This is a genomic window from Duganella sp. LjRoot269 (assembly GCF_964254095.1).
In the GTDB taxonomy this organism is placed as follows: domain Bacteria; phylum Pseudomonadota; class Gammaproteobacteria; order Burkholderiales; family Burkholderiaceae_D; genus Rugamonas; species Rugamonas hordei.
In genome coordinates this window covers 5,376,185-5,397,643 of sequence record NZ_CAXUSL020000001.1, presented here as the reverse complement: position 1 = coordinate 5,397,643, position 21,459 = coordinate 5,376,185, and the positions used below count along the sequence as shown (strand labels likewise).

At 64.0% G+C, this 21,459-nt stretch carries 16 protein-coding genes and 1 tRNA gene; 5 read left to right on the top strand and 12 right to left on the bottom strand.

Annotated features, from left to right (window positions below):
* Nucleotides 1–145 precede the first annotated feature (145 nt).
* The 3 genes from ACSQ3S_RS24155 (at nucleotide 146) to ACSQ3S_RS24145 (ending at nucleotide 1,473) form a co-directional block, all read left to right on the top strand.
* Nucleotides 146–841: an alpha/beta fold hydrolase gene (locus ACSQ3S_RS24155; RefSeq protein WP_436144012.1), complete on the top strand. Its 696-nt coding sequence runs from the start codon at nucleotides 146–148 to the stop codon at nucleotides 839–841.
* 80 nt (nucleotides 842–921) lie between these two features.
* Nucleotides 922–1,200, top strand: a complete 279-nt coding sequence (locus ACSQ3S_RS24150) for a type II toxin-antitoxin system RelE/ParE family toxin (protein ID WP_176651846.1) — start codon at nucleotides 922–924, stop codon at nucleotides 1,198–1,200.
* A gap of 9 nt (nucleotides 1,201–1,209) precedes the next feature.
* Nucleotides 1,210–1,473: a HigA family addiction module antitoxin gene (locus ACSQ3S_RS24145; protein WP_176651845.1), complete on the top strand. Its 264-nt coding sequence runs from the start codon at nucleotides 1,210–1,212 to the stop codon at nucleotides 1,471–1,473.
* A gap of 1 nt (nucleotide 1,474) precedes the next feature.
* Here ACSQ3S_RS24145 and ACSQ3S_RS24140 read toward each other — a convergent pair.
* From ACSQ3S_RS24140 to ACSQ3S_RS24085, 12 genes are all read right to left on the bottom strand, one after another.
* A tRNA-Sec gene (locus ACSQ3S_RS24140) sits at nucleotides 1,475–1,570 on the bottom strand.
* A 6-nt stretch (nucleotides 1,571–1,576) separates the two neighbouring features.
* Nucleotides 1,577–3,478 (bottom strand): selenocysteine-specific translation elongation factor, encoded by a 1,902-nt coding sequence (selB, locus tag ACSQ3S_RS24135; RefSeq protein WP_436144011.1) that lies wholly within the window; start codon nucleotides 3,476–3,478, stop codon nucleotides 1,577–1,579.
* A complete protein-coding gene (gene selA, locus ACSQ3S_RS24130) occupies nucleotides 3,475–4,935 on the bottom strand; it encodes an L-seryl-tRNA(Sec) selenium transferase (RefSeq protein WP_436144010.1) in 1,461 nt (486 codons plus the stop codon). The genes selB and selA overlap by 4 nt, the downstream gene beginning before the upstream one ends.
* Nucleotides 4,932–5,933, bottom strand: coding sequence for a formate dehydrogenase accessory protein FdhE (gene fdhE, locus ACSQ3S_RS24125; RefSeq protein WP_436144009.1), 1,002 nt, complete (start codon nucleotides 5,931–5,933; stop codon nucleotides 4,932–4,934). Before fdhE ends, selA begins: the two co-directional genes overlap by 4 nt.
* Nucleotides 5,934–6,004: 71 nt before the next feature.
* On the bottom strand, nucleotides 6,005–6,655 hold the full coding sequence (locus ACSQ3S_RS24120; RefSeq protein ID WP_176651841.1) for a formate dehydrogenase subunit gamma: 651 nt from the start codon (nucleotides 6,653–6,655) through the stop codon (nucleotides 6,005–6,007).
* Entirely contained in the window at nucleotides 6,652–7,566 is a 915-nt protein-coding gene (gene fdxH / locus ACSQ3S_RS24115) for a formate dehydrogenase subunit beta (protein ID WP_176651840.1), read from the bottom strand. The genes ACSQ3S_RS24120 and fdxH overlap by 4 nt, the downstream gene beginning before the upstream one ends.
* Nucleotides 7,567–7,586: 20 nt before the next feature.
* On the bottom strand, nucleotides 7,587–10,658 hold the full coding sequence (fdnG, locus tag ACSQ3S_RS24110; protein ID WP_176651839.1) for a formate dehydrogenase-N subunit alpha: 3,072 nt from the start codon (nucleotides 10,656–10,658) through the stop codon (nucleotides 7,587–7,589).
* A gap of 119 nt (nucleotides 10,659–10,777) precedes the next feature.
* Complete coding sequence (locus ACSQ3S_RS24105; RefSeq protein ID WP_436144008.1) at nucleotides 10,778–12,325, bottom strand: histidine-type phosphatase; 1,548 nt, start codon at nucleotides 12,323–12,325, stop codon at nucleotides 10,778–10,780.
* Between the two features lie 3 nt (nucleotides 12,326–12,328).
* A complete protein-coding gene (locus tag ACSQ3S_RS24100) occupies nucleotides 12,329–14,437 on the bottom strand; it encodes a TonB-dependent siderophore receptor (protein ID WP_436144007.1) in 2,109 nt (702 codons plus the stop codon).
* Nucleotides 14,438–14,508: 71 nt separating this feature from the next.
* Nucleotides 14,509–15,417 carry a carbohydrate kinase family protein gene (locus tag ACSQ3S_RS24095; RefSeq protein WP_436144006.1) on the bottom strand — a complete coding sequence of 303 codons (909 nt, stop codon included), beginning with the start codon at nucleotides 15,415–15,417 and terminating at the stop codon, nucleotides 14,509–14,511.
* Between the two features lies 1 nt (nucleotide 15,418).
* On the bottom strand, nucleotides 15,419–16,627 hold the full coding sequence (locus ACSQ3S_RS24090; protein WP_353402900.1) for an AGE family epimerase/isomerase: 1,209 nt from the start codon (nucleotides 16,625–16,627) through the stop codon (nucleotides 15,419–15,421).
* 2 nt (nucleotides 16,628–16,629) lie between these two features.
* Nucleotides 16,630–17,658: a LacI family DNA-binding transcriptional regulator gene (locus ACSQ3S_RS24085; protein WP_176651834.1), complete on the bottom strand. Its 1,029-nt coding sequence runs from the start codon at nucleotides 17,656–17,658 to the stop codon at nucleotides 16,630–16,632.
* Between the two features lie 271 nt (nucleotides 17,659–17,929).
* On the opposite strand from ACSQ3S_RS24085, the gene ACSQ3S_RS24080 reads away from it, so the two are divergent.
* Together ACSQ3S_RS24080 and ACSQ3S_RS24075 are read left to right on the top strand one after the other, a co-directional pair.
* Nucleotides 17,930–19,213: a sugar MFS transporter gene (locus ACSQ3S_RS24080; RefSeq protein WP_176651833.1), complete on the top strand. Its 1,284-nt coding sequence runs from the start codon at nucleotides 17,930–17,932 to the stop codon at nucleotides 19,211–19,213.
* Nucleotides 19,210–21,453, top strand: a complete 2,244-nt coding sequence (locus tag ACSQ3S_RS24075; RefSeq protein ID WP_436144005.1) for a glycoside hydrolase family 3 C-terminal domain-containing protein — start codon at nucleotides 19,210–19,212, stop codon at nucleotides 21,451–21,453. The genes ACSQ3S_RS24080 and ACSQ3S_RS24075 overlap by 4 nt, the downstream gene beginning before the upstream one ends.
* The last annotated feature ends 6 nt before the right edge of the window (nucleotides 21,454–21,459 follow it).

The following is a 21,459-nucleotide window of genomic DNA, read 5'->3' as shown; positions in this document are numbered from 1 at the left end:
TGCGCGAGAACGTTGGATTGGATTGTAAGCAATATTAGTTTCGTTAATGCATTTTAATCTCTTTGATGAAAATGCGTTGGGGGCCGCCAGTTTTTTGATTTTGCAGATGTACAATGCCGTGCCAGCGTCTGGCGGAGGAGAAGAAGTGATCGTTGATTTTGATGTGGCGTTTGAAGACCATGTGCTGAAGGGCGACCAGTTTGTCGGCAGCGGCAGCAATCGCATCCTGTACCTGCACGGCGCGGGCGCGAGCAGCCGCCACGGCCATCGCCTGTTGCGCGGGGCATTGCAGCAGCGAGGCCTGGGCAGCACCTGCTTCGACTGCATCGGCCACGGCGAGACCGGCGGCGCGCTGGCGCAATCGTCGGTGGCCAGCCGCACGCGCCAGGCGCAGGCGGTGGCCGATGCGCGCGGCTTGCCGCAACCGCTGGCGGTGTTCGGCGCCAGCATGGGCGCCTACAACGCCATCCGCATGACGCAAAGCCATCGTGTCGATGCGCTGGTGCTGATCGTCCCCGGCGTCTACACGCCGGATGCGTACGAGGTGCCGTTCGGTCCCGCATTCTCGGCGGTGATACGGCGCGAGCGCAGCTGGGCCGACAGCGACGCGTGGGATATCCTGTCGCGCTTCGAAGGCCGGCTACTGGTTATCGCCGCCGAGAACGACGCCACCATCCCGCTCGAGATTCCCGAACGCCTGGTCGCCGCCGCCACGCGCGCGCAATCGCGCCAGCTGCACGTGGTGCAGGGCGCCGAGCACAATCGACTGTGGTCGCTGCTGGCGGAAGAGCCTTCCCGCTTCGAGAGCGCCGTCGATATGGTGGCTGCTATGCTTACGTAAGATCAATCCGCTGGTCGGGAAGCCGCTCTATTGTCGAGGGAATTCGTTTGTAAAACCTCGCTGGATAGGCTACTTTTACCATGATACGTTCGTTTGCGAGCCGAGAGACTGAAATGCTGTTTTTCAGCCGCCAAGTTCCGCGCTTCAAGAATATAGAGCGGGTGGCTCGTCGAAAACTTCAGATGCTACATGCCTCCAGCAGGCTGGAGGAGTTGCGTGTCCTGCCAGGGAGCAGGCTGGAGACGTTGTCGGGTGACCGGATTGGGCAGTTCAGTATCAGAGTTAGCGACCAATGGCGGATTTGTTTTCATTGGGTAGATGATGACGCCTACGACGTCGAAATCGTCGACCATCACTAGGAGGTTGATATGGATTCGCAGCCTCAAGAAATTCATCCCGGTGAAGTGCTGCGCGAGGAATTCATGCGCCCGCTGGCGTTGTCCGATGCGGAACTGGCGGTCGGCCTTGGGATTCCACTGCTACAGATTAGCGCAGTCATCGAAGGACGTGCACCGATCACCATGAATCTGGCAAGCCGAATGGCTGCTTATTTCAAAGTCAGCGCTCAGTTCTGGTTGAATCTGCAAACCGAGTATGACGCCCGGATGGCGGCGAAGTCTGCATCGAGATAAATGGCGGAAGGCAGTAGGAGTCGAACTTACAGGGGAGCGTCTGACGCCCCCCACCGGGTTTGAAGCCCGGCCCCATCACCGGATGGGTATGCCTTCCCTGGAACTAGTCGCCACTGTACGACCACACGGCGTTCGGTCGTATCAAGTGGATGTTACCCACGCGCCGAGTATAGCCGACGCGATCGAAGAACTCCAATATCTGTATAGCCCGCTTTCGACCCAGCCCGGTGGCGTCGCGGAACGATGACGCCTGTACTTCGGGCAGCGTCGCCACCAGCCGCGCCAGCTGATCCAGCGGCTGTGGATGATAAAACAGGTCCGGCACCAGCTGGCTGATCTCTCCCGTCTTGGAGAGCTTTAGCAGCAGGCGCCGCACCTCGGCTTCCGCTATGCCATGGTCGCGCGACAGATCGCGTACCCACGGCGGATCGAAGGCGCCCGCGAGCAGGGCGGCCAGCAATGGCGCGACCTGCGCCTTTTCTGTTTCGCTCAGCTCCACGCTGTGCGACGGCAGATGCAGGCTGCGTCCGCGCTGCTTCACCTGCCCGGCGGCGATCAGCGTCTCGATCAGGCGGCTCCACAGGCGGTCTTCCATCTCCGGCGCGACGATGCGCTTCAGTCGCCACAGTTCCGGGCCGGCGTCGTCCGGCGCGCGGGCGTGGAATTCGGCCAGTCCTCCGAGGATGCGTGTTTCCAGTACCCGCACTTCGGCAGCGGCGATCAGCAGCGCGTCGCCGCCTTGCAGCGCGACTTCGATGGTCTCCGCCGGCAAGGTGATTTGTTCCGCCGGCAGCTGCGACAAGCGCACCAGCGCCGACATGCGCAAGCCCAGCGGACTGCTTGCCAGCAGGGACGCGATGTCGCCGCTGGCGATGTATTCGGATAGCGCCTGCAGCCATGCCAGCCGCGCCGCGCTGCGCCGCTTGCGCGCCGGGCCGAACGGATCGATCACCATGCCACCGCCGATGGTGGCCGTCGCTTGCGCGTTGCGGATGACGAAGCGGTCGCCCGGCACCGCGTGCACCGGCGCATCGAGCACCAGTTGCACGCGGCCGGTCTGACCCGGCGTCAGCACGTCACCGTCCAGCATCACGACGTTGGCGGTATGGTGCGCGGCCCCCAGATGGACGTGCAGCGGCGACCAGGGCTTGAGCGTCTGGCCGCAGTCCGGCATCAGCGTCAATTCGGCGTCGAAACGCTCGGAGCACGCGACGAGGGCGGGAGCGACCACCCATGTACCGCGCTCGATCTCTTCTTTTGCGGCGCCGCCCAGGTTGAGCGCCAGGCGCTGTCCGGCGCGGCCGCTGTCGGCGTTGCGGTTCTGGGCGTGGATGCTGCGCACCCGTACCTGCTGACCGCCCGGCGCCAGCTGCAGCATGTCGCCGACGTGCACGCTGCCCGCCAGCGCGGTACCGGTCACGATGGTGCCCTGGCCGGATAGCGTGAATACGCGGTCCACGCCCAGCCGGAACAGGCGCCGCTCGACGCTGGACGGCAGCGCGGCGGCCATCTGCGATAGATGACGCAGAAGTGCCTTCACGCCGGCATCGCTCCCGTCGCTGGCGTTGGTGCGGAAGATCTGCGCACTGTGGAAATCGGTAGGCGCCAGCAGCGCGCGGATGTCCTGCTCCACCTGTTCGATGCGCGGCGTATCGACGCGGTCTATCTTGGTTAGCGCCACCGCGCCGCGCCGCACGCCCAGCAGGCGCAGAATGGCCAGATGCTCCAGCGTCTGCGGCATGATGCCGTCGTCGGCGGCGATCACCAGCAGCGCGGCGTCGATGCCGGTGACGCCGGCGGCCATCGTGCGGATGAATTTTTCGTGGCCGGGAACATCGATCACGCCGAGAATGTCGCCATTTTCCAAAGGCGCGTAAGCGTAGCCCAGTTCGATCGAGATGCCGCGCGCTTTTTCTTCCTTGAGCCTGTCGGTGTCGACGCCGGTGAGCGCGCGCGTGAGCGTGGTCTTGCCGTGGTCGATGTGGCCTGCGGTTCCGACGATCATATGGCCAGTAGCGCCAGTTGATCGGTGAAGTGCTGGCGCTGGTGGCCGTCCAGGCAGCGCAGGTCCAGCCACAGCGCATCCTGCGCAACGCGGCCTATCACCGGCAGCGGCAACGCGCGCAGGCGCTGCTCAAGAACGCCCAGTGCGTTGCTGATGCGGCCAGTGGCTGCGGCGCGTATCACCAGTCCGTGGCTGGGCAATTGGTCGACGGGCAGGGCGCCGCTGCCGATCTGGCTCATCATCGGTTCGGAGGCGACTTCGTAGCCGGTACCGAGCACCGCTTGCAGCTGCGGCTGCAACGCCTGTGCCAGCTCGCGCATGGCGGCGGCGGGACGAGTCAGCAGTTTCAGGGTGGTCAGGCGTTCCGGCAACAGGTCCGGTGCGCGGTATAGCGCGAGCACGGGCTCCAGAGCGGCCAGCGTCAGTTTGCCGACGCGCAGTGCGCGCTTCAGCGGGTTTTTCTTGATCTGCGCGATCAGGTCCGCACGGCCGACGATGATGCCGCATTGCGGGCCGCCGAGCAGCTTGTCGCCGCTGAAGGTGACCAGGTCGGCGCCGCCGGCGATGGTTTCGCGCACCGTGGTTTCGTGCGGCAGGCCGTATTGTTCAAGGTCGACCAGCGTGCCGCTGCCCAGATCGACGGCCAGCGGGATGCCATGCTTCTTCGACAGCGGGCCGAGCTCCGGCAGCTCGACGCTTTTGGTGAAGCCGGTGATGGCGTAGTTGGAGCAATGGACCTTCATCATCAGCGCGGTCTGCGGGCCAGCCGCTTCGGCGTAGTCCTTCAGGTGCGTGCGGTTGGTGCTGCCCACTTCGCGTAGCACCGCGCCGGCACGGGTCATGATGTCCGGAATGCGGAAGGCGCCGCCGATTTCCACAAGCTCGCCGCGCGAGACGATCACCTCCTTGCCTTGCGCGACGGTGTTCAGCATCAGCAGCACGGCGGCGGCGTTGTTGTTGACGATGGTGGCCGCTTCGGCGCCGGTCAGTTCCAGCAGCAGTTCCTCGATCAGGTTGTCACGGTCGCCGCGCTTGCCGGTGTCGATGTCCCACTCCAGGTTCATCGGCCAGCGCAGGGCTTCGGCCACGGCTTGCACGGCGCTGTCGGGCAGCAGGGCGCGGCCAAGGTTGGTGTGGAGGACGGTGCCGGTCAGGTTGAAGACGGGCCGCAGCGGTGAACGGTTGCGGTCGCGCAGACGGTCGTGCAGCATGGCCAGCAAGGCGGGGATGCCGGTGTCGATCGCCGGGGCGACTGGCACGCCGTCGCGGCGGCTTGCCAGCATGATGCCGCGTAGTTCGGCCAGCAGGACGCGGGCCGCTTCCAGCGTTTGCACGCGGCCGTATTCGGCGATCAGCGGCTCGCAGGCGGGAGCGGACAAGATCAGGTGGACGGCGGGGAGGTGGATGGCGCCTGCACCGGCAGCCGCGACTCCCGCATCGGCTGGCTGGGTGCTCATTCGGCGTTGAACCACAACAGGGGATTGCCGCTGGCGCGGGAATAGCCGGCTTCGCCGACCAGCAGGTCCAGCGCCAGGCTGGCCAGGTCGTCGGCCAGCGGTTCGACGTTGTAGTCATGCTCCTGGTTGAATATCTTGCGATAGGTATGGCAGTCGTCGCAGGTTTCGGCGCGCGCGACCTTGCTCGGATCGTTGGCCTTGTTAACCACCTCGGGCGCGGTGGTCGTCTCGTCGGATGGCGTCAGGCTCTGGTAGGCGATCTTCGACGTATGCTCGCAGCACGAGCACTTCACCCGCACCATATGCCACTCGCTGGCGCAGCAGCTGCATTGCAGATAGCGATAGCCTTGCGACTGCCCGCCGATGCGGATCACGCTCGCCACCGGATGCGCGCCGCACACCGGGCACAGGGTATTGGTCACCAGCGGCTGCACGCGTTGCGCATCCAGCTGGCTGGCGCGCATGGTCCAGACCACCTGCAGCGCCGCGGCCACAAACGGTGCATGCAATGGATTGACGCCATCGGTCAGTTCCGACAGCACGGCGTCGGCGCAGCCTTCCAGCTGCGCGCTTTCGAGCCCGCGCAGTTCGGCCAGCACGGCGGCGATCTGCGGCTGGTTCTCCACCACCGGCTCCAGATGATCGAGCAGCGCCGCGAACACCGAGCGCCACGACGGCGGACGCGCACCGCTGACCGGCAGCGGCGGCATATTGTGTTCGAGCGACAGCGCGATGTCGGCATCGTCCGGCAGCGCGAACGTCTGCTCCGGCAGCGAGCGGGTGGCGGCAGCCTGCGCGTCGACCAATGCCGCCATCAGCAGCAGATAGCCGCTCAGCGTTTCGCCGACGGGAATTCCCTGGATTTCGTTCTTGGCAAGCTGACGCAGGCGCGCGGCGCGCGCGGGGAAAAGACTGCGCGCTTGCGGCAGCAGCAGGCGGGGAATGGCGTTGTGATCGAGCGATTCGATCTCGCCGGGGGCAAGCAGGCGTTGTACCAAAAATGTCTCCCAGAGTACCGGCGGCGGGAGGGCCGCCGGCTCGGGAGCTATTTTAATCCTAAATGGCTGAGTCAATCACGCGATTTACGCGCCACTTCCTCGAACCACCGCTGATGATGTTTGCGCGCCCAGCCATACGTCACCGTGCCGCGCACCATCGCGCCGATCGAGCCCTTGACCCACAGGCCCGCATAGATGTGAACCACGATGGAGCAGATGATGACGAACGCGCAGAACGCGTGCAGCAGCGCGGCGAAGCGCACGATCTCGATCGGGAAGTAGAACGAGAAATAGGCGCGCCAGATCACCACGCCGGACAGCAGCAGGCCGCACATGCAGAAGATCAGCACGAAGAACAGCACCTTCTGCCCCGCGTTGTAGCGACCCACTTTCGGCAGCTTGTCTTCGCGGTTGTTGACGACGTCGCCGATCTGCTCCAGCCACTGCTTGTCGCCCGGTTCGAACTTGTTGTGATGCCAGAAGCGCAGCACCAGCAAGGCGAACGACACAAACATCACCAGCCCGATAAAAGGATGAAGGATGCGGGTCCACTGGCCGCCGCCCAGGAATACGGCCAGCCAGGCGGTCGCCGGATGGAACATCGCCAGCCCGGACACCGCCAGCAGGACGAAGCAGATGGCGGTGATCCAGTGGTTGCTGCGCTCATTGGGCGTGTAGCGTTCGATGAGCGGGTTGCCGTCCTTGTCGCGAAGATGGTTCATTTTTCGCCCTCCCTGATCCGGTTGGCCTCATGCAGCGCCTCGGCTTCCTCTTCCTTGCTGACCTCATTCGGGCCGACGCGGGAATAGTGGAACCATCCGGCCAGGGCGGTGACGGCGATGCCGGCCAGCGCCAAAGGTTTGGTCAAGCCCTTCCACAGTCCGACCATAGGACTGATGCTCGGATTCGCTTTCAGCCCGTGGTACAGGCCCGGCTGGTCCGCGTGGTGCAGCACATACATGACGTGGGTGCCGCCGACGCCGGCCGGATCGTACAGGCCCGCGTTCGCATAACCGCGCGACTTCAGGTCTTCGATACGTTCCGCCGCGTGTTCCTTCATGTCCTCCTTGGTGCCGAAGACGATCGCGCCGGTCGGGCAGGTCTTGACGCAGGCCGGTTCCTGGCCCACGGCGACGCGGTCCGAGCACAAGGTGCACTTGTAGGCGCGGTCGTCCTTCTTGGAGATGCGCGGCACGTCGAACGGACAGCCCGCCACGCAGTAGCCGCAGCCGATGCAGTTCTCCTGGTGGAAATCGACGATGCCGTTGGTGTACTGGACGATGGCACCCGGCGAGGGACAGGCCTTCAGGCAGCCCGGATCCTCGCAGTGCATGCAGCCGTCCTTGCGGATCAGCCATTCCAGGTTGCCGTCGTTGGTCTCGTGCTCCGAGAAGCGCATCACGGTCCACGACTGCGGCGACAGGTCGATCGGATTGTCGTACACGCCGGTGGTCTCGCCTACGTCGTCGCGCAGGTCGTTCCATTCCATGCAGGCCGTCTGGCATGCCTTGCAGCCGATGCACTTCGAAACGTCGATCAGCTTGGCCACGGTACCGGTGACCGGCGTGCGCGCCACCGGTTCCTGCACCGTGGTGGCCGACATGCGCTTGATATCAAGTGATTGCAGTGCCATGTTTTATTCTCCCCGGGCCGTCATGCTTTTTCCACTTTCACCAGGAAGGACTTGAATTCCGGTGTCTGCGAATTGCCATCACCAACCGTCGGCGTGAGGGTGTTGATCAGGTAGCCCGGTTTGGTGACTCCCTTGAACCCGAAGTGAATCGGCAGCCCGACCTGGTGGGTCTTCTTGCCGTCGATGGTCAATGCCTTGATACGCTTGGTCACCACTGCTTTCGCCACGATGACGCCGCGCTTGGAGCTGACCTTGACCCGGTCGCCGTGCGCCACGCCGATTTCCTTGCCCAGTTCCTCGCCGATCTCGACGAATTGCTCCGGCTGGATAATGGCGTTCAGGCGCGCGTGCTTGGTCCAGTAGTGGAAGTGTTCCGTCAGGCGGTAGCTGGTCGCCACGTGCGGGAAGTCCGCCGCCTTGCCCAGCTTGGCCCGATCGTTGGGGAACATGCGGCCGGCCGGATTGCTGGTGGCGCGCGGATTGGACGGATGCAGCGGGTTGTGGCCGATCGGCGTCTCGAACGGCTCGTAGTGCTCGGGGAAGGGGCCCTCGGCCATGGCGTCGCGCGAGAAGAAGCGCGCCACGCCCTCGGCCAGCATGATGAAGGGGCCCATGCCGTTTTCCGGCGGCTCGTCCGCCTTGAAGTCGGGGACGTCCGCGCCGCCCCAGGTGGTGCCGTTCCAGCTCACCAGCTTGCGGGTCGGGTCCCACGGCTTGCCTTTCGGGTCGCACGAGGCGCGGTTGTACAGCACGCGGCGGTTGGCCGGCCAAGCCCAGGCCCAGTTCAGCGTCTGGCCGATGCCGGTCGGATCGCTGTTGTCGCGCCGTCCCATCTGGTTGCCCGCCGCGGTCCAGCAGCCGGCGAAGATCCAGCAACCGCAAGCAGTGCTGCCGTCGTCGCGCAGCTGCGCGAAGCCGGCCACCTGTTCATTCTTCTTCAGGATGATCTTCGTCGCATCCTTTGGATCGGCGAGCTCCTTCAGCGCCTTGCCGTTGTACTCCATCGCCAGTTCTTCCGGCGTAGGGCTGAACGGCTTGGCGTAGGGCCAGGTCAGGTTGACGATCGGATCGGGGAACTTGCCGCCGTCGGTCTGGTACATTTTTTTGATGCGCAGGAAGATGCCGGACATGATCTCCAGGTCGCTCCTGGTCTGGCCCGGACCGTCGGCCCCTTGCCAGTGCCACTGCAGCACGCGCGAGGAGCTGACCAGCGAGCCGCGCTCCTCGGCAAAGCAGGTGGTCGGCAGGCGGAACACCTCGGTCTGGATCTTGGTCGGGTCGACCTGGTGGAACTCGCCGAACGGCCGCCAGAACTCGGCGGTTTCCACCGCCAGCGGGTCCATCACCACCAGGAACTTCAGCTTGGACAAGGCTTCCGTGATCTTCTGCTTGTCCGGCGCCGACGCCAGGATGTTGAAGCCCTGGCAGATGTAGCCGTTCATTTTCCCCTGATGCATAAGCTCGAAGGCCTGCATCATGTCGTACGGCTTGTCCAGCTTGGGCAGGTAGTCGAAGGCCCAGTTGTTTTCCTCCGTGGCTGCGTCGCCCCACCAGCACTTCATGAAGCTGACCAGGAACTTCTTCGCATTGCTGTAGTAGCTCAGCTGGTTCGGACGCAAGGGTTTCAGCGCGCGCTTGGCCGCATAAGCCTCGAAGTCCTGTTCCGCTTCGCCCGGCAAGGTCAGATAGCCCGGCAGCATATTGGTCAGCAGCCCCAGGTCGGTCAGGCCCTGGATGTTGGAGTGGCCGCGCAGCGCGTTCATGCCGCCGCCGGCGATGCCGATGTTCCCCAGCAGGAGCTGCACCATGGCGCCGGTGCGCAGCGTTTCCGCGCCGGTGGAGTGCTGCGTCCAGCCCAGCGCATACAGGATGGTGGCTGCGCGGCCCGGCACGGCGGTCGATGCCAGCATCTCGGCGACCTTGTGGAATTTCTCCGGCGGCACGCCGCAGGCTTTCTCCACCATCTCCGGCGTGTAGCGCGAGTAGTGCTTCTTCATCAGCTGGTAAACGCAGCGCGGATGTTCGAGCGTGGCGTCGATCTTGGCAAAGCCGTCATCGCCCATCTCGTAGTTCCAGCTGCTCTTGTCCGCGTACTTGCCGGCCTTGTCGTCCCAGCCCGAATACAGGCCGTCGTTAAAGGCGAAGTCCTCGCGGACGATGAACGGCATATCCGTGTAATTGCGGACGTACTCGTGCTGTATCTTGTCGTTCGTGAGCAGGTAGTTGATGATCCCGCCGAGGAAGACGATGTCCGCACCGGTGCGGGTAGGGACGTAATAGTCCGCCACCGAAGCGGTCCGGGTAAAGCGCGGGTCGACCACAATCAGCTTGGCGCCGCGATGCGCCTTCGCTTCCGTCACCCATTTGAATCCGCAGGGGTGTGCTTCCGCCGCGTTACCGCCCATGACCAGGATGACATCAGCGTTCTTGATGTCCACCCAGTGATTCGTCATCGCACCACGTCCAAATGTCGAGGCAAGACCTGCCACCGTCGGACCGTGTCATACACGCGCTTGATTGTCGAATGCCAGCATGCCCAGACTGCGCATGGTTTTATGGGTTAAGTAGCCTACCTCGTTGGTGGACGCCGACGCGCACAGCATGCCGGTCGTGGTCCATCGGTTGACGGTTTTTCCGTCCGCCGTCTTGTCGATGAAATTGGCGTCGCGGTCGGCCTTCATCAACTTGGCGATGCGGGTGAGCGCGTCGTCCCACGACATGGGGCTCCATTCCGTGGCGCCGGGCGCGCGGTATTCCGGCACCATCAAGCGATTTTCGGAGTGGATGAAGTCGATCAGGCTGGCGCCTTTCGGGCACAGCGTGCCGCGATTGACCGGATGGTCGGCATCGCCCTCGATGTGGATGATGCTGGCCTTGGCGTTTTTCGCGCCGTCGCCCAGACCGTACATGAGAATACCGCAGCCGACGGAGCAGTAGGGGCAGGTGTTGCGGGTTTCGGTGCTGCGCGCCAGCTTGTACTGACGGACTTCGGCCAGGGCCGATGCCGGCGCAAAGCCGAGGAGCGCGATGCTCGAACCCGCGATGGTTGCGCCAGTCACCCGAAGGAACTGTCGCCTGGACATCTGGTTCATGGGATAAGCCTCTCATCATATGAAAAGACCTACCAAGTCTATCACTATAAAAACCGAAGTTCCGTAACGAATTGAATTAAACGTTGTGTTTACAGCCAGTGCAATACCTACGGTATAGATCAATTGGCAATGTTGTAGCAACTGCGCAGGCGGGCGTAGTCATAGAAATGGCTGCCTGGAGCGACTTTCGCGTGGTCGCATGCCGGCTTGAAGTCGGTTTCCTTCTCGTTATAGAGCATGCGGAGCAGCGTGCGTTGGCCGTTTGTATAAACGTCCCACTGGATGTTGGCAGCCATCGGTGCGACGGCCGCGCCACGCCATGGGCTGTTTTCATAGCTGTAGGCTGTGGCGCGCGGCAGCTGTTCGGACATGCCGCGCAGGCCGAGGATGGCGGCCATTGGAATGACGATTTCAGCGTGGGCGAAGCGCAGCTTGGCGGCGTGGGACAGATCGCCTTTGGCGACGGCGTCCACCTCGCTGAAGAAATCATCGAGCAGGGTTTGCGCCATACGGTAATTGACGTCGCCGTTCTCGCGAATGCCGGGGCCCTTGGTGTAGAAGGCGATGGCGTCTTCGGTGGCGGCGAATACCGCCGCCTGCGGTGCAGGCATGTACGCGGCGAAGTCGGCTTGCAGCTCCACGCGCATGTCGGCGGCCGCCGCGTACAGTTCATACAGCGCTTGCGCCGCATCGACGGAGGACTGGATGACGGTGTCGCCGTCGCCGGTCAGCTTGTTGGTGAATTTGCCGTCGGCGCTGGTATAGCTGTATGTGCCGCTGTTGGCTGCGCGGTAGCGGCCTTGATCCAGTCCGGCGATGAAGGCCGGCGTAAACAAGCGCTCCATTACTGACCTGGCGGCCGCCGCGACTTGCGGCTGCGCCAGCACGACGGCCTCGCGCTTGCTCAGCTCATCGCTTTTGGCCCAGGCTTGGTAGGCCTGGCTGGCCTGGTAGGTGCCGTACAACGGGTCGCCACGGTCCGCCACCAGATCCTGCCTGGCACTCAGCTTGTGGAAGTAGAGCAGGAAGCGGTCGGTGCCGGCAGGACGGCTGTCATGGATCGTTTCAGCGCGTGGCGCCTTTGAAGGAGGGCGGATTATCAGTGGCTGCAGGTTGGGCTGCCGCGCCGCCAGCGCGCCGGCGAAGTAGTCGCCGCTGTCGACCGCGCGGTCCTTGCCTGACGTGACGAGGACGATCCGGCGCGGTGGACTCGCCGGGCCCCCGGGGGCGTCGCGGAACAACTCGGGTAGTCGACGTATCATGCGCTCGGCAAGCTGCTGGTGCTCGGCCACGCCCTGCATGGTCTCGTTGCCGTATCCGGGTTTGCCGATGCCGGCCACGCCGTAGCCGAGCAGCGCGTTGGCCCTCATCATCTGCAGGATGTCGGCACCCAGCTGCGTGCCGAGCGGCGTCAGCGCGCCTTCCTTGTCGGCCATCTGCCACAGCTTATACAGCGCCAGATCGGTCTTCATGCTGCTCAAGCCGCGCGAGCCGTGCCGCGCCAGTAGCTGGGTATGGATCGCATGGTAGCCTTGCGGCGGCGCTTCATAGCTGGCGCTGGTTTGCTGCGGTTGATACGGCGTCTTGGTCTGGTAAAACTGCTCGCCGAAAGCGTTCAACAACAGCAGGGACAGCGCGGCGCCAGCCGCAAGGCGTGGTGGTTTCATACCTTAGAAGTCTACCCGAACATTGACGCTCGCGGTGCGCGGCGAACCGACGTTCAGGTAGTTCTCCTGGTAGTAGGTCCAGTATTTGCGGTTGGCGATGTTCGAGATGTTGGCGCGTACGCTGACCATCTTGCCGAAGTAGCGGTGGCGGTAGTTGAAACCGGCGTCGAACAGCGTGGCGCCCGCCAGCGTGTTAACGTTGGCCGCATCCATCGGCAGCTCGCCCAGGTACTGGCTGCCGGCATGCAGCGCCAGGCCTGGCAACACTTCGCGCCAGGTCGCCTGCACCGACATCTGGCGGCGCGGCGCACCGACGGCGCGCTTGCCGCTGTATCCTGCGGCCGCGTTTTCCAGCGTCGCGTCCAGCAGCATGAGGCCACCTTCGATCGACAGGTTTTTCGCCGCCTGCACCACGGTGTTGAATTCGAAGCCCTGGTACTTGGTCTCGCCGTCTTCCACGAAGACGTTGGCGGCATTGGTGTATTGGGCGCCGCGCTTGATGTTGAACAGCGCCGCGCTGGCGTTCCAGAAGCTGCGCTCTGTCTTGATGCCAAATTCGGCCTGCTTGCTCTTGATCGGTGCGAAGGTCTGGTTGGCGTTGACGGTCGACGTAGGCGCGCTTGCCGCCTGCTCCATCGCTTCCACGTAGCTGCCGTAAATGGTGGTGTCGGCGGCCGGCTTGAACATCAGCGCCACGGTTGGCGTGGTTTTCTGTGCAGGCCAGTTGGCGGTGACCACGCCCTTGGTCGAGTAGGCGTTGTCGTTGTAACGGTTGTAGCGCGCGCCGGCCAGCACCGACCAGCTGTCGCTCAGCTTGACGGTATCGCTGGCGAAGGCCGCTTCCTGGCGCGTGGCTTCGTCGCGGTAGGTGCCGCCGCTCCAGTTGGTGGTCCAGACGTTGATGATGGTCGGCGCATACAGGTTGCCGGTGCCCAGGTAGACCTTCGGTGTGACAACCGACGAAGTCGATACCAGGTTCTGCGACATCACGCCTGCGACCACATCGTGCTCCAGGCCGAACGCCTTGAGATTGCCCTCGAAGCTGGCCTGCACCTGGTCGAAATGATAGCCGTGCAGCTCGGACGTCACGCGGTCCTTGTAGTCGGCCTTGTTGTTGGTGATGTAGTACTGGTCTTTCTTGTAGACGCGTGTCGAGTCCGAAGTGCGGTAGGACAGGTTGGCGATCCATTCCGGGTTCAGGCGGATCTCCATGCCGAGCGTGGACAGCGTGTATTCCACGTCGCTGCCGGCGCCGATGCTATTGAGTTTGCTATCGCCCGCTATCGGCGCAGGAATAGCGAACGACGGTGCAATCACCACGTCGGTGCCGCCCACGCTGCGGCGGCGCTGGTAGATCGCGTCGTAGGTCAGCGCCACGTCGTTGGTGATGCGCCATTCCAGGTTCAGGCCTGCGGCGTTGCGCTTGATCGAGCCGCTTTCCTCCTTCACGCCTCCATCTTCGTGCAGCAGGTTCAAGCGGTAGCCGAAGCCGCCTTCGTCACCCATGCGGCCGCCCATGTCGATGTGCTCCTTGATCGCGCCGCCCTCCTGGTAGCCCAGTGCAGCGCTGAAGCTCTTGTCCGTGGTCGGACGCTTGCTGACGTAGTTGACGACGCCGCCCGGCGAACCGAAGCCGTACATAAAGCCGCTCAAGCCTTTCAATACCTCGACGCTCTCGAACATCTCCAGCGGCATTTCTGTGCCGCGGTTGATGTTGGCCAGGCCGTTGACCTTGTAGCCGTTAAGGTCGTCGAGACGCAGGCCGCGCATCTGGATGGTGGCCGGATGGGTGCTGATCGGCGGGCTGATGGAGGTCACCGATGCGTCGTATTTCAATACTTCGGAGATGCTGGTGGCCAGCCGGTCCTCGATTTCGTCGCTGCTGACGGCCTTGGTGGAGAAAGGCGTATCCAGTTCCGACTTGCGGCCCAAAGCGCCGCCGCTGACGCTGTCGCCGAGCTTCTTCTTTTCGACCGTGGCCTTGATGACGACCTTGGACAGCGCGCCTTCGGCGGCATCTTCAGCGAAGGCGGCGCCGTGCAACGCGCACAGGCCGACGGCCGCGAGGGCCAGGTGCAAACGGGATTTGACGAAAGGAGTGGTCTTGGACATGTGAGCCTGAGTAAGAGTGCGGTGTAAAACCCGCAATCTTATCGGCTTGATATGACAAGGGTATGACGTTGCTACGGCAGCAGCGCTTCGATTTTCTCCAGCGACGGCGGCGATGCGCCAGGCGCGAGGCAGGCGGCTGCGCCGGCTGCCACGGCAAACTGCAGATGCTGCAAAGGCTGGTGCTGCGGGCGATGCATCATGCTCCACGCCAGTGCGGCGATGCTGGCGTCGCCCGCGCCGACGGTGTCGACGACGGCGATCTCCGGCGCAGCCAGGTGCCATTCGTCATCGCCAATATGCAGCGACGCGCCGTCGCCGCCCTTGGTGTACAAGTAGACCGCCGACGGATTCCAGCCGCGCAGCGTGGCAAAGGCGGACTCGATCTCGTCGGTGCGGAACAGGCCCGCGAGGTCCTCCTCGGATACCTTGACCACATCGGCCAGTTCGGTCATGCGGCGCAGCGTGGCGTCGTAGCGCTCATCCATCAGCAGCCGGTAGTTCGGGTCGTAGCTGATGCGCACGCCGTCCTGCTTGAGTTGTTCGGCCAGCGCCACCAGCTTGTCCGCCAACGGCCGGCGCGCCAGGCTGATGCCGCCAAAGTGCACCCACTTGCAATGCGCGCGCCAGCCTTGGGGCAGGGCCGCCGCATCGAACTGCAGGTCAGCGCTGTCGTCCCCGACGAAGAAGTAGGCCGGCGGATCGGTGCGGTGCACGATCGCCAGCAGCGGCGACTTGTCGGAACGCTGCAGGAAGCGCAGGTCCAGGCGCGCGGCCTCGCTGGCCTGCCACAGCGCGTCGCCGAAGACGTCGTTGCTGATGGCGCCGGCGAAGGCGGTCGGCACGTCCAGCTTCGCCATCGTGCGCGCCACGTTCCAGGTCGAGCCGCCGACCTGGCTGAGCCACTGGGTCTGCGCCGCGTCCCGCACGATCATGTCGGTCAGCGCTTCGCCTGCCGCGACGAATAGTGGAAAGGCAGCCATCTCAGTCCTTCAAAACGTTGAGCACTTCATAGCAGGCGCCCATGGTGTGGTAGTCCACTTTGCCGGCCGGGCTTTTCTCGTCGGTCAGCTTGCTGTTGTCGGCGCCGAGGATGCGGTACCACGCGCCGTGCCGGTGGTCGACGAAATGCTCCCAGCTGTAAGCCCAGATCTTGTCGTACCAGGTCCAGTAGCGCGCTTCGCCGGTGCGGGCGGCCAGCAGCGCGGCGGTGGCCAGGCTCTCTGCCTGTACCCAGAAGTATTTGAGGTCGTCGCAGATGCTGCCGTCCGGCGCGAAGCCGTAGTAGATGCCGCCGTGTTCATGATCCCATGCCTTGGCCAGCGCCGCGTCGAACAGTTCGGCGGCGCGCGGCAGCAGCCAGTTGGTGCCGCCCTCCAGCTGCGCACCGTGGCGTTCCAGCAGCAGCAACAGCTTGGCCCATTCGGTCAGGTGGCCCGGCTGATAGCCCCAGGGACGGAAGATATTGCTCTTGTCGTGGCGGTTGTATTCGGTGTCCACCGACCAGTCGGCATGGTAGTGCTCCCAAATCAGGTTGCCGGACAGCGCGGCCTGGCGCTGCGTGATATTGCGCGCCAGCGTTTCGGCGCGCAGCAGGTAGGCGCGCTCGCCGGTCGCCTCGAATGCGGCGATCAGCGCTTCGCAGGCGTGCATGTTGGCGTTCTGGCCGCGATACGGCGCCAGGTACGACCAGTCGGAGCTGGCTTCGTCGGCGTACAGGCCGTAATCCGGTTGCCAGAAGCGGCGCTCCATCAGCGCGAAGGTTTCGGCGATCCACTCGCGGGCCTGGATTTCGCCGGCCATCACGGCGTGGCTGTAGGCCAGCAGCACGAACGCCAGGCCGTAGCAGTGGTTGGTGCCATCGGTGACGCTGCCTGCGCCGTTGTTCCAGTCCAGTTGCCAGGCGTAGCCGCCGGTGTCCGGATTGCGGTGCGCATCGCGCAGGAAGGTCAGCGCGTGGCGCAGGCGCTGCTGGTCCGCGGCGTCGCCGAACTGGCGCCATGCCATCGCGTAGTTGAACACGAAGCGGGTGCTGCTGACCAGGTGGCGGGTATGCGTGTCATAGATTGTGCCATCGTCCTTGTAGAAGTGATACAGGCCGCCGCTGGGATCCGTGCAGCGGCTGTCGTAGAACTGTTTGGTGTGGCGGATGTGATCCAGCAGGGTGCTGCGCGATTGAAAATCTGGGGCCATTGTCAGGTCCGTTTATAAGTTGCGGGGTTCTTAGGGCGCCAGCCGTCAAACACGGTGCTGGCGCGTATGATTAATTCCACCGGTGCGATTTTCTCGACCGGTTCTTCGTGCGGGCCGTTGAGCAGCAGTTCCACGCCCAGCGCGCCCAGCGCCTTTTTATCGATGCGCAGCGTCGTCAGCGGCCGGTGTCCCAGCACGGCGGTCGAGATGTCGTCGAAGCCGACGATCGCGATATCGTGCGGTACCTTCAGCCCCTTGGCGAGGCAGCAGCGCATGGCCACCAGCGCCGCGCTGTCGTTGTAGCAGAACACCGCGTCCGGCGGATGGGGCAGGGCCAGCAACTGCTCCATCGCTTCCCACGCGCCGGTCTCCAGGTCGACGCCGTCCGGCAGACCGGCCTCCAGGCGTGGATCGGCGAGGATGCCCTCCTCGAACAGCGCCTGCCGGTAGCCGCGCGCGCGTTCGCGGATGCTGTAGTGAGACAGCGGGCCGGAGATGAATCCCACCCGCGTGCGGCCGGTGTCGATCAGGTGTTTGGTCGCCAGGTAGCCGCCCATCATATTGTCCGGGTTGACCGAGCTGTAGCCGCGCAGCTGCATATCGATCAGCACCAGCTGCTTGCCGGTCGAGCGCAGTGCGCTCAGCGTCTCCGGTTCGAAAAAGCCGGCGCAGACGATGCCGTCCGGCGCATGCATGCGAATCTGGTCGATCAATCCGTCCGCCGGTCCCACAGCCATGAACGACAGCACGATGCCTTGCTTGCGGCAAGCCTCCTCGGCGCCATGCAGCACCGGCGAGAAGAACGGGCTGCTGGACGCGGTGTTGTGCTGGCGATGGAGCAGGAACGTGAGGCGGCGCAGCCGCTTCGGCCGCAGTTTGCAAAAATCGTAGCCCAGTTCCCGTGCCGTCCCCAGCACCATCTGGCGCGTCGCTTCGGTCAGTCCGGGCTCGTTTTTCAGTGCGCGCGAAATGGTCCCAGCCGATACGCCTGCGACGCGGGCGATATCCCTTATCGTGACATTCGTGCCCATTCCAGTCTCCTTTTGTTATGAATGCAGTCTTGCATAGACGTCCAGCCATGGTCAAACGACCTGGCGACTTTCCTGAAAAGTTTAGCTCAATTTACTAAACATGCTAGTTTTAGCGGACGGTAAACCCGCCCGGGTGGTTGCATACCTGTATCGGCTTGTTTAGTGAAGATGGCTAAACTGAGGTCCAAAAACGCTTGTTGTTTGACCCGTTGGCGCCGGCCATGCAGAATCTTTTCATTAATATAAAACCATCCATACAGGAGACAGACCTATGGAACACGTTGCATCGGCAGCTTTGCGCCCCCACGACCATGCGGAACGGGGCAGCAATACCGTCCCGCTGGTCATCATTACGCTGCTGTTCTTCATGTGGGGCCTGCTAACGTCGCTAAACGACGTGCTGATTCCCCATCTTAAATCGATTTACACCCTTAACTACGTGCAGGCGATGCTGGTGCAGTTCTGCTTCTTCGGCGCCTATTTCATCGTCTCGCTGCCGGCTGGGATGCTGATCAAGCGGATCGGCTACCAGCGCGGCGCGGTCAGCGGCCTGGTACTGGCGGCGGGCGGCTGCGCGCTGTTCTACCCGGCGTCGATGAACGGCTATGCCCTGTTCCTGCTGGCGTTCTTCGTGCTCGCCAGCGGCATCACGATCCTGCAGGTAGCGGCCAATCCCTACGTGACGGTGCTCGGCGCGCCGGCCACAGCGTCCAGCCGGCTGACGCTGACGCAGGCCTTCAACTCGCTGGGCACCACCATCGCGCCGGCGCTGGGCGGCATGCTGATCCTGTCGGAGGGCGCGCCAGCCGTCGCCAACCTGGTCAAGACCAAGGCCGAGGAAGCCGCCGCGGTACAGGGGCCGTATCTGGCGCTGGCCGCCGCGCTGCTGGCGCTGGCGATCCTGTTCGCCCTGGTGCGCTTGCCGAAGATCGTCCACGCGGATGAGGAGGGCGGTGTCGCCGCGACCGTCGGCAAGTCCGTCCTGGCGCACCGCCACCTTGTGCTGGGCGCCATCGGCATCTTCGTGTACGTTGGCGGTGAAGTCAGCATCGGCAGCTTCCTGATCAATTTCCTCGGCGACGCCAATGTCGCCAGCCTGCCGGCAAGTACCGCCGCCCACTACGTCAGCTATTACTGGGGCGGCGCCATGATCGGCCGCTTCATCGGCTTCGGCGTGATGCGCTATGTCAGCCCGGGCAAGGCGCTGGCCTTCAATTCGGCCGCTTCCATCGTCCTGATACTGACGGCGATCTTCGGCAGCGGTCCGCTGGCGATGTGGTCCATCATTGCGGTCGGCCTGTTCAATTCCATCATGTTCCCGACCATCTTCAGCATGGCGCTGCACAAGCTGGGCAAACAGACCGGCCAGGGCTCCGGCATCCTGTGCATGGCCATCGTCGGCGGCGCGCTGGTGCCTTTCGCGCAAGGCCTGCTGGCCGATACCATCGGGTTGCAGTGGTCGTTCTTCGTGCCGGCCGCCTGCTACACCTTCATTCTTTACTTCGGCGTGAAGTATGCCGGCATGTATGCAACCGCAGAAAAGGGCTCAGTATGAATACCGGTTTGAAAATGCGCCCGCTGGCGATCGCGCTGGCACTGGCCACGGCATTGCCGTCGCACGCGGCTGAAACCGAGGCCGCGCCCGTGCCGCTTGCTGCCCGCACCTGGATGAATACCTCGCTGAGCGCCGACAAGCGCACCGAACTGGCGCTGCAAGCGATGACGCAGCAGGAAAAGCTGACCTGGGTGCTGGGGCACTTCGGCACCGACTTCGGCACCAAGACGAAGAAGCATCCCGCCGCGCTGCCGTCATCTGCGGGTTACGTTGCCGGCGTGCCGCGTCTCGGCCTGCCTGCCCTGTTCGAGACCGATGCCGGCTTGGGCGTCGCGACGCAGGCCACGAAGACGCCGCGCGAGCGGACATCGCTGCCATCCGGCCTGGCCACCGCCGCCACCTGGAACCGCGACCTGGCCTGGAAGGGCGGCGCCATGATCGGTGCGGAAGCGCGCGCTTCCGGCTTCAACGTGATGCTGGCCGGCGGCGTCAACCTGCTGCGCGAACCGCGCAACGGCCGCAATTTCGAATACGCCGGTGAAGATCCCCTGTTGGCCGGCACCATGGTGGCGCAGCAGGTCAAGGGCATCCAGTCCAATAACGTCATCGCGACGATGAAGCACTTCGCCGTCAACGACCAGGAGACGGGGCGCTTTGTGCTCGACAGCCGTATCGACGACGCCAGCAATCGCATGTCGGATCTGCTGGCCTTCCAGTTCCTGCTGGAGCAGGCCAATCCCGGCTCCGTCATGTGCTCCTACAACCGCCTGAACGGGGTCTACGCCTGCGAGAACGACTACCTGCTCAACCAGGTGCTGAAGAAGGACTGGGGCTTCAAGGGCTTTGTGATGTCCGACTGGGGCGCAACGCACAGCACCGTCGAAGCGGCCAACGGCGGCCTCGATCAGCAATCAGGCTGGGAGTTCGACAAGTCGCAGTACTTCGGCGGCGCGCTGGAGGAGGCTGTCGCCAACGGCCACGTGTCGCAGGCGCGTCTGGACAACATGGTGTTCCGCGTGCTGCGTGCCATGTTCGACAAGGGCGTGGTCGATCATCCGGTGGCCGAAGGCGGCGCCATCGATTTCGTCGCGCACACGCTGGTCAGCCGCGCCGATGCCGAGGAGGGCATCGTGTTGCTGAAGAATGCCGGCAACGTGCTGCCGCTGAAGGCCGGCGCGAAAAAGATCGTCGTCATCGGTGCCCACGCGGACGTCGGCGTGCTGGCCGGCGGCGGCTCGTCGCTGGTGTATCCGATCGGCGGCAACGCGGTGCCGGGCATCGTGCCAACCAGTTGGCCGGGTCCTGTGGTCTACCATCCATCCTCGCCGATGAAGGCGATCCGTGCGCGCGCGCCCGGCGCCACCGTGGTCTACAACGACGGCGCCGATCCGGCTGCCGCGGCGAAGCTCGCCGCCGGTGCCGACGTGGTGCTGGTGTTCGCGCAGCAGTGGGTGGGTGAAGCGCTGGATGCGGTGTCCCTGACGCTGCCGGACCAGCAGGACGCGCTGATCGCCGCAGTGGCCAAGGCCAATCCGAAGACGGTGGTGGTGCTGGAAACCGCCGGTCCCGTATTGATGCCGTGGGTGGAGCAGAGCGCCGCCATCCTGCAGGCCTGGTATGCCGGCAGCGGCGGCGGCGAGGCAATCGCCCGCGTGCTGTTTGGCGAAGTCAATCCGTCCGGCCACCTGCCAACCACTTTCCCCGTGTCGGAAAGCCAGCTGCCGCGTCCCAAGCTGGATGGCGATCCTAAGAACGAGGCGGTGCGCTTCGACGTCAACTATCACGAAGGTGCGGCCGTCGGTTACAAGTGGTTCGACCTGAAGGGCCTCAAGCCGCTGTTCCCGTTCGGCCACGGCCTGTCGTACACGCAGTTCTCGTATTCCGGACTGGCGGCCGACCAGAAGGATGGCAAGCTGCGCCTGAGCTTCAAGGTCACCAATACGGGCGCCGTCAAAGGCAAGGACGTGCCACAGTTGTACGTTGCGCCGCAAGGCGCAAGGTGGGAGGCGCCCAAGCGCCTGGCCGGCTGGGATAAGGTCGAGCTGGCGCCGGGCGAAAGCAAGGATGTCAGCGTGACCGTCGATCCGCGCCTGCTGGCGATGTTCGACAGCCGCAGCAAGACCTGGCGCATCGCCAAGGGCGGCTACAAGGTGCTGCTGGCGCATGACGCGGCGGATGCCAAGGCCGCCAGCATCACGGTACAGCTGCCGGCGCGCACGCTGGACGTCAACGGAAAATAAATAGAA

Bases quoted from the DNA above. Each gene is read 5' to 3' on its own strand.
- ACSQ3S_RS24085 (WP_176651834.1), bottom strand. From the start codon at position 17,658: ATGGGCACGAATGTCACGATAAGGGATATCGCCCGCGTCGCAGGCGTA.
- fdxH (WP_176651840.1), bottom strand. From the start codon at position 7,566: ATGGCACTGCAATCACTTGATATCAAGCGCATGTCGGCCACCACGGTG.
- selA (WP_436144010.1), bottom strand. From the start codon at position 4,935: ATGAGCACCCAGCCAGCCGATGCGGGAGTCGCGGCTGCCGGTGCAGGC.
- ACSQ3S_RS24120 (WP_176651841.1), bottom strand. From the start codon at position 6,655: ATGAACCATCTTCGCGACAAGGACGGCAACCCGCTCATCGAACGCTAC.
- ACSQ3S_RS24145 (WP_176651845.1), top strand. From the start codon at position 1,210: ATGGATTCGCAGCCTCAAGAAATTCATCCCGGTGAAGTGCTGCGCGAG.
- ACSQ3S_RS24075 (WP_436144005.1), top strand. From the start codon at position 19,210: ATGAATACCGGTTTGAAAATGCGCCCGCTGGCGATCGCGCTGGCACTG.
- ACSQ3S_RS24105 (WP_436144008.1), bottom strand. From the start codon at position 12,325: ATGAAACCACCACGCCTTGCGGCTGGCGCCGCGCTGTCCCTGCTGTTG.
- ACSQ3S_RS24080 (WP_176651833.1), top strand. From the start codon at position 17,930: ATGGAACACGTTGCATCGGCAGCTTTGCGCCCCCACGACCATGCGGAA.
- ACSQ3S_RS24095 (WP_436144006.1), bottom strand. From the start codon at position 15,417: ATGGCTGCCTTTCCACTATTCGTCGCGGCAGGCGAAGCGCTGACCGAC.
- ACSQ3S_RS24090 (WP_353402900.1), bottom strand. From the start codon at position 16,627: ATGGCCCCAGATTTTCAATCGCGCAGCACCCTGCTGGATCACATCCGC.
- ACSQ3S_RS24100 (WP_436144007.1), bottom strand. From the start codon at position 14,437: ATGTCCAAGACCACTCCTTTCGTCAAATCCCGTTTGCACCTGGCCCTC.
- selB (WP_436144011.1), bottom strand. From the start codon at position 3,478: ATGATCGTCGGAACCGCAGGCCACATCGACCACGGCAAGACCACGCTC.
- ACSQ3S_RS24150 (WP_176651846.1), top strand. From the start codon at position 922: ATGATACGTTCGTTTGCGAGCCGAGAGACTGAAATGCTGTTTTTCAGC.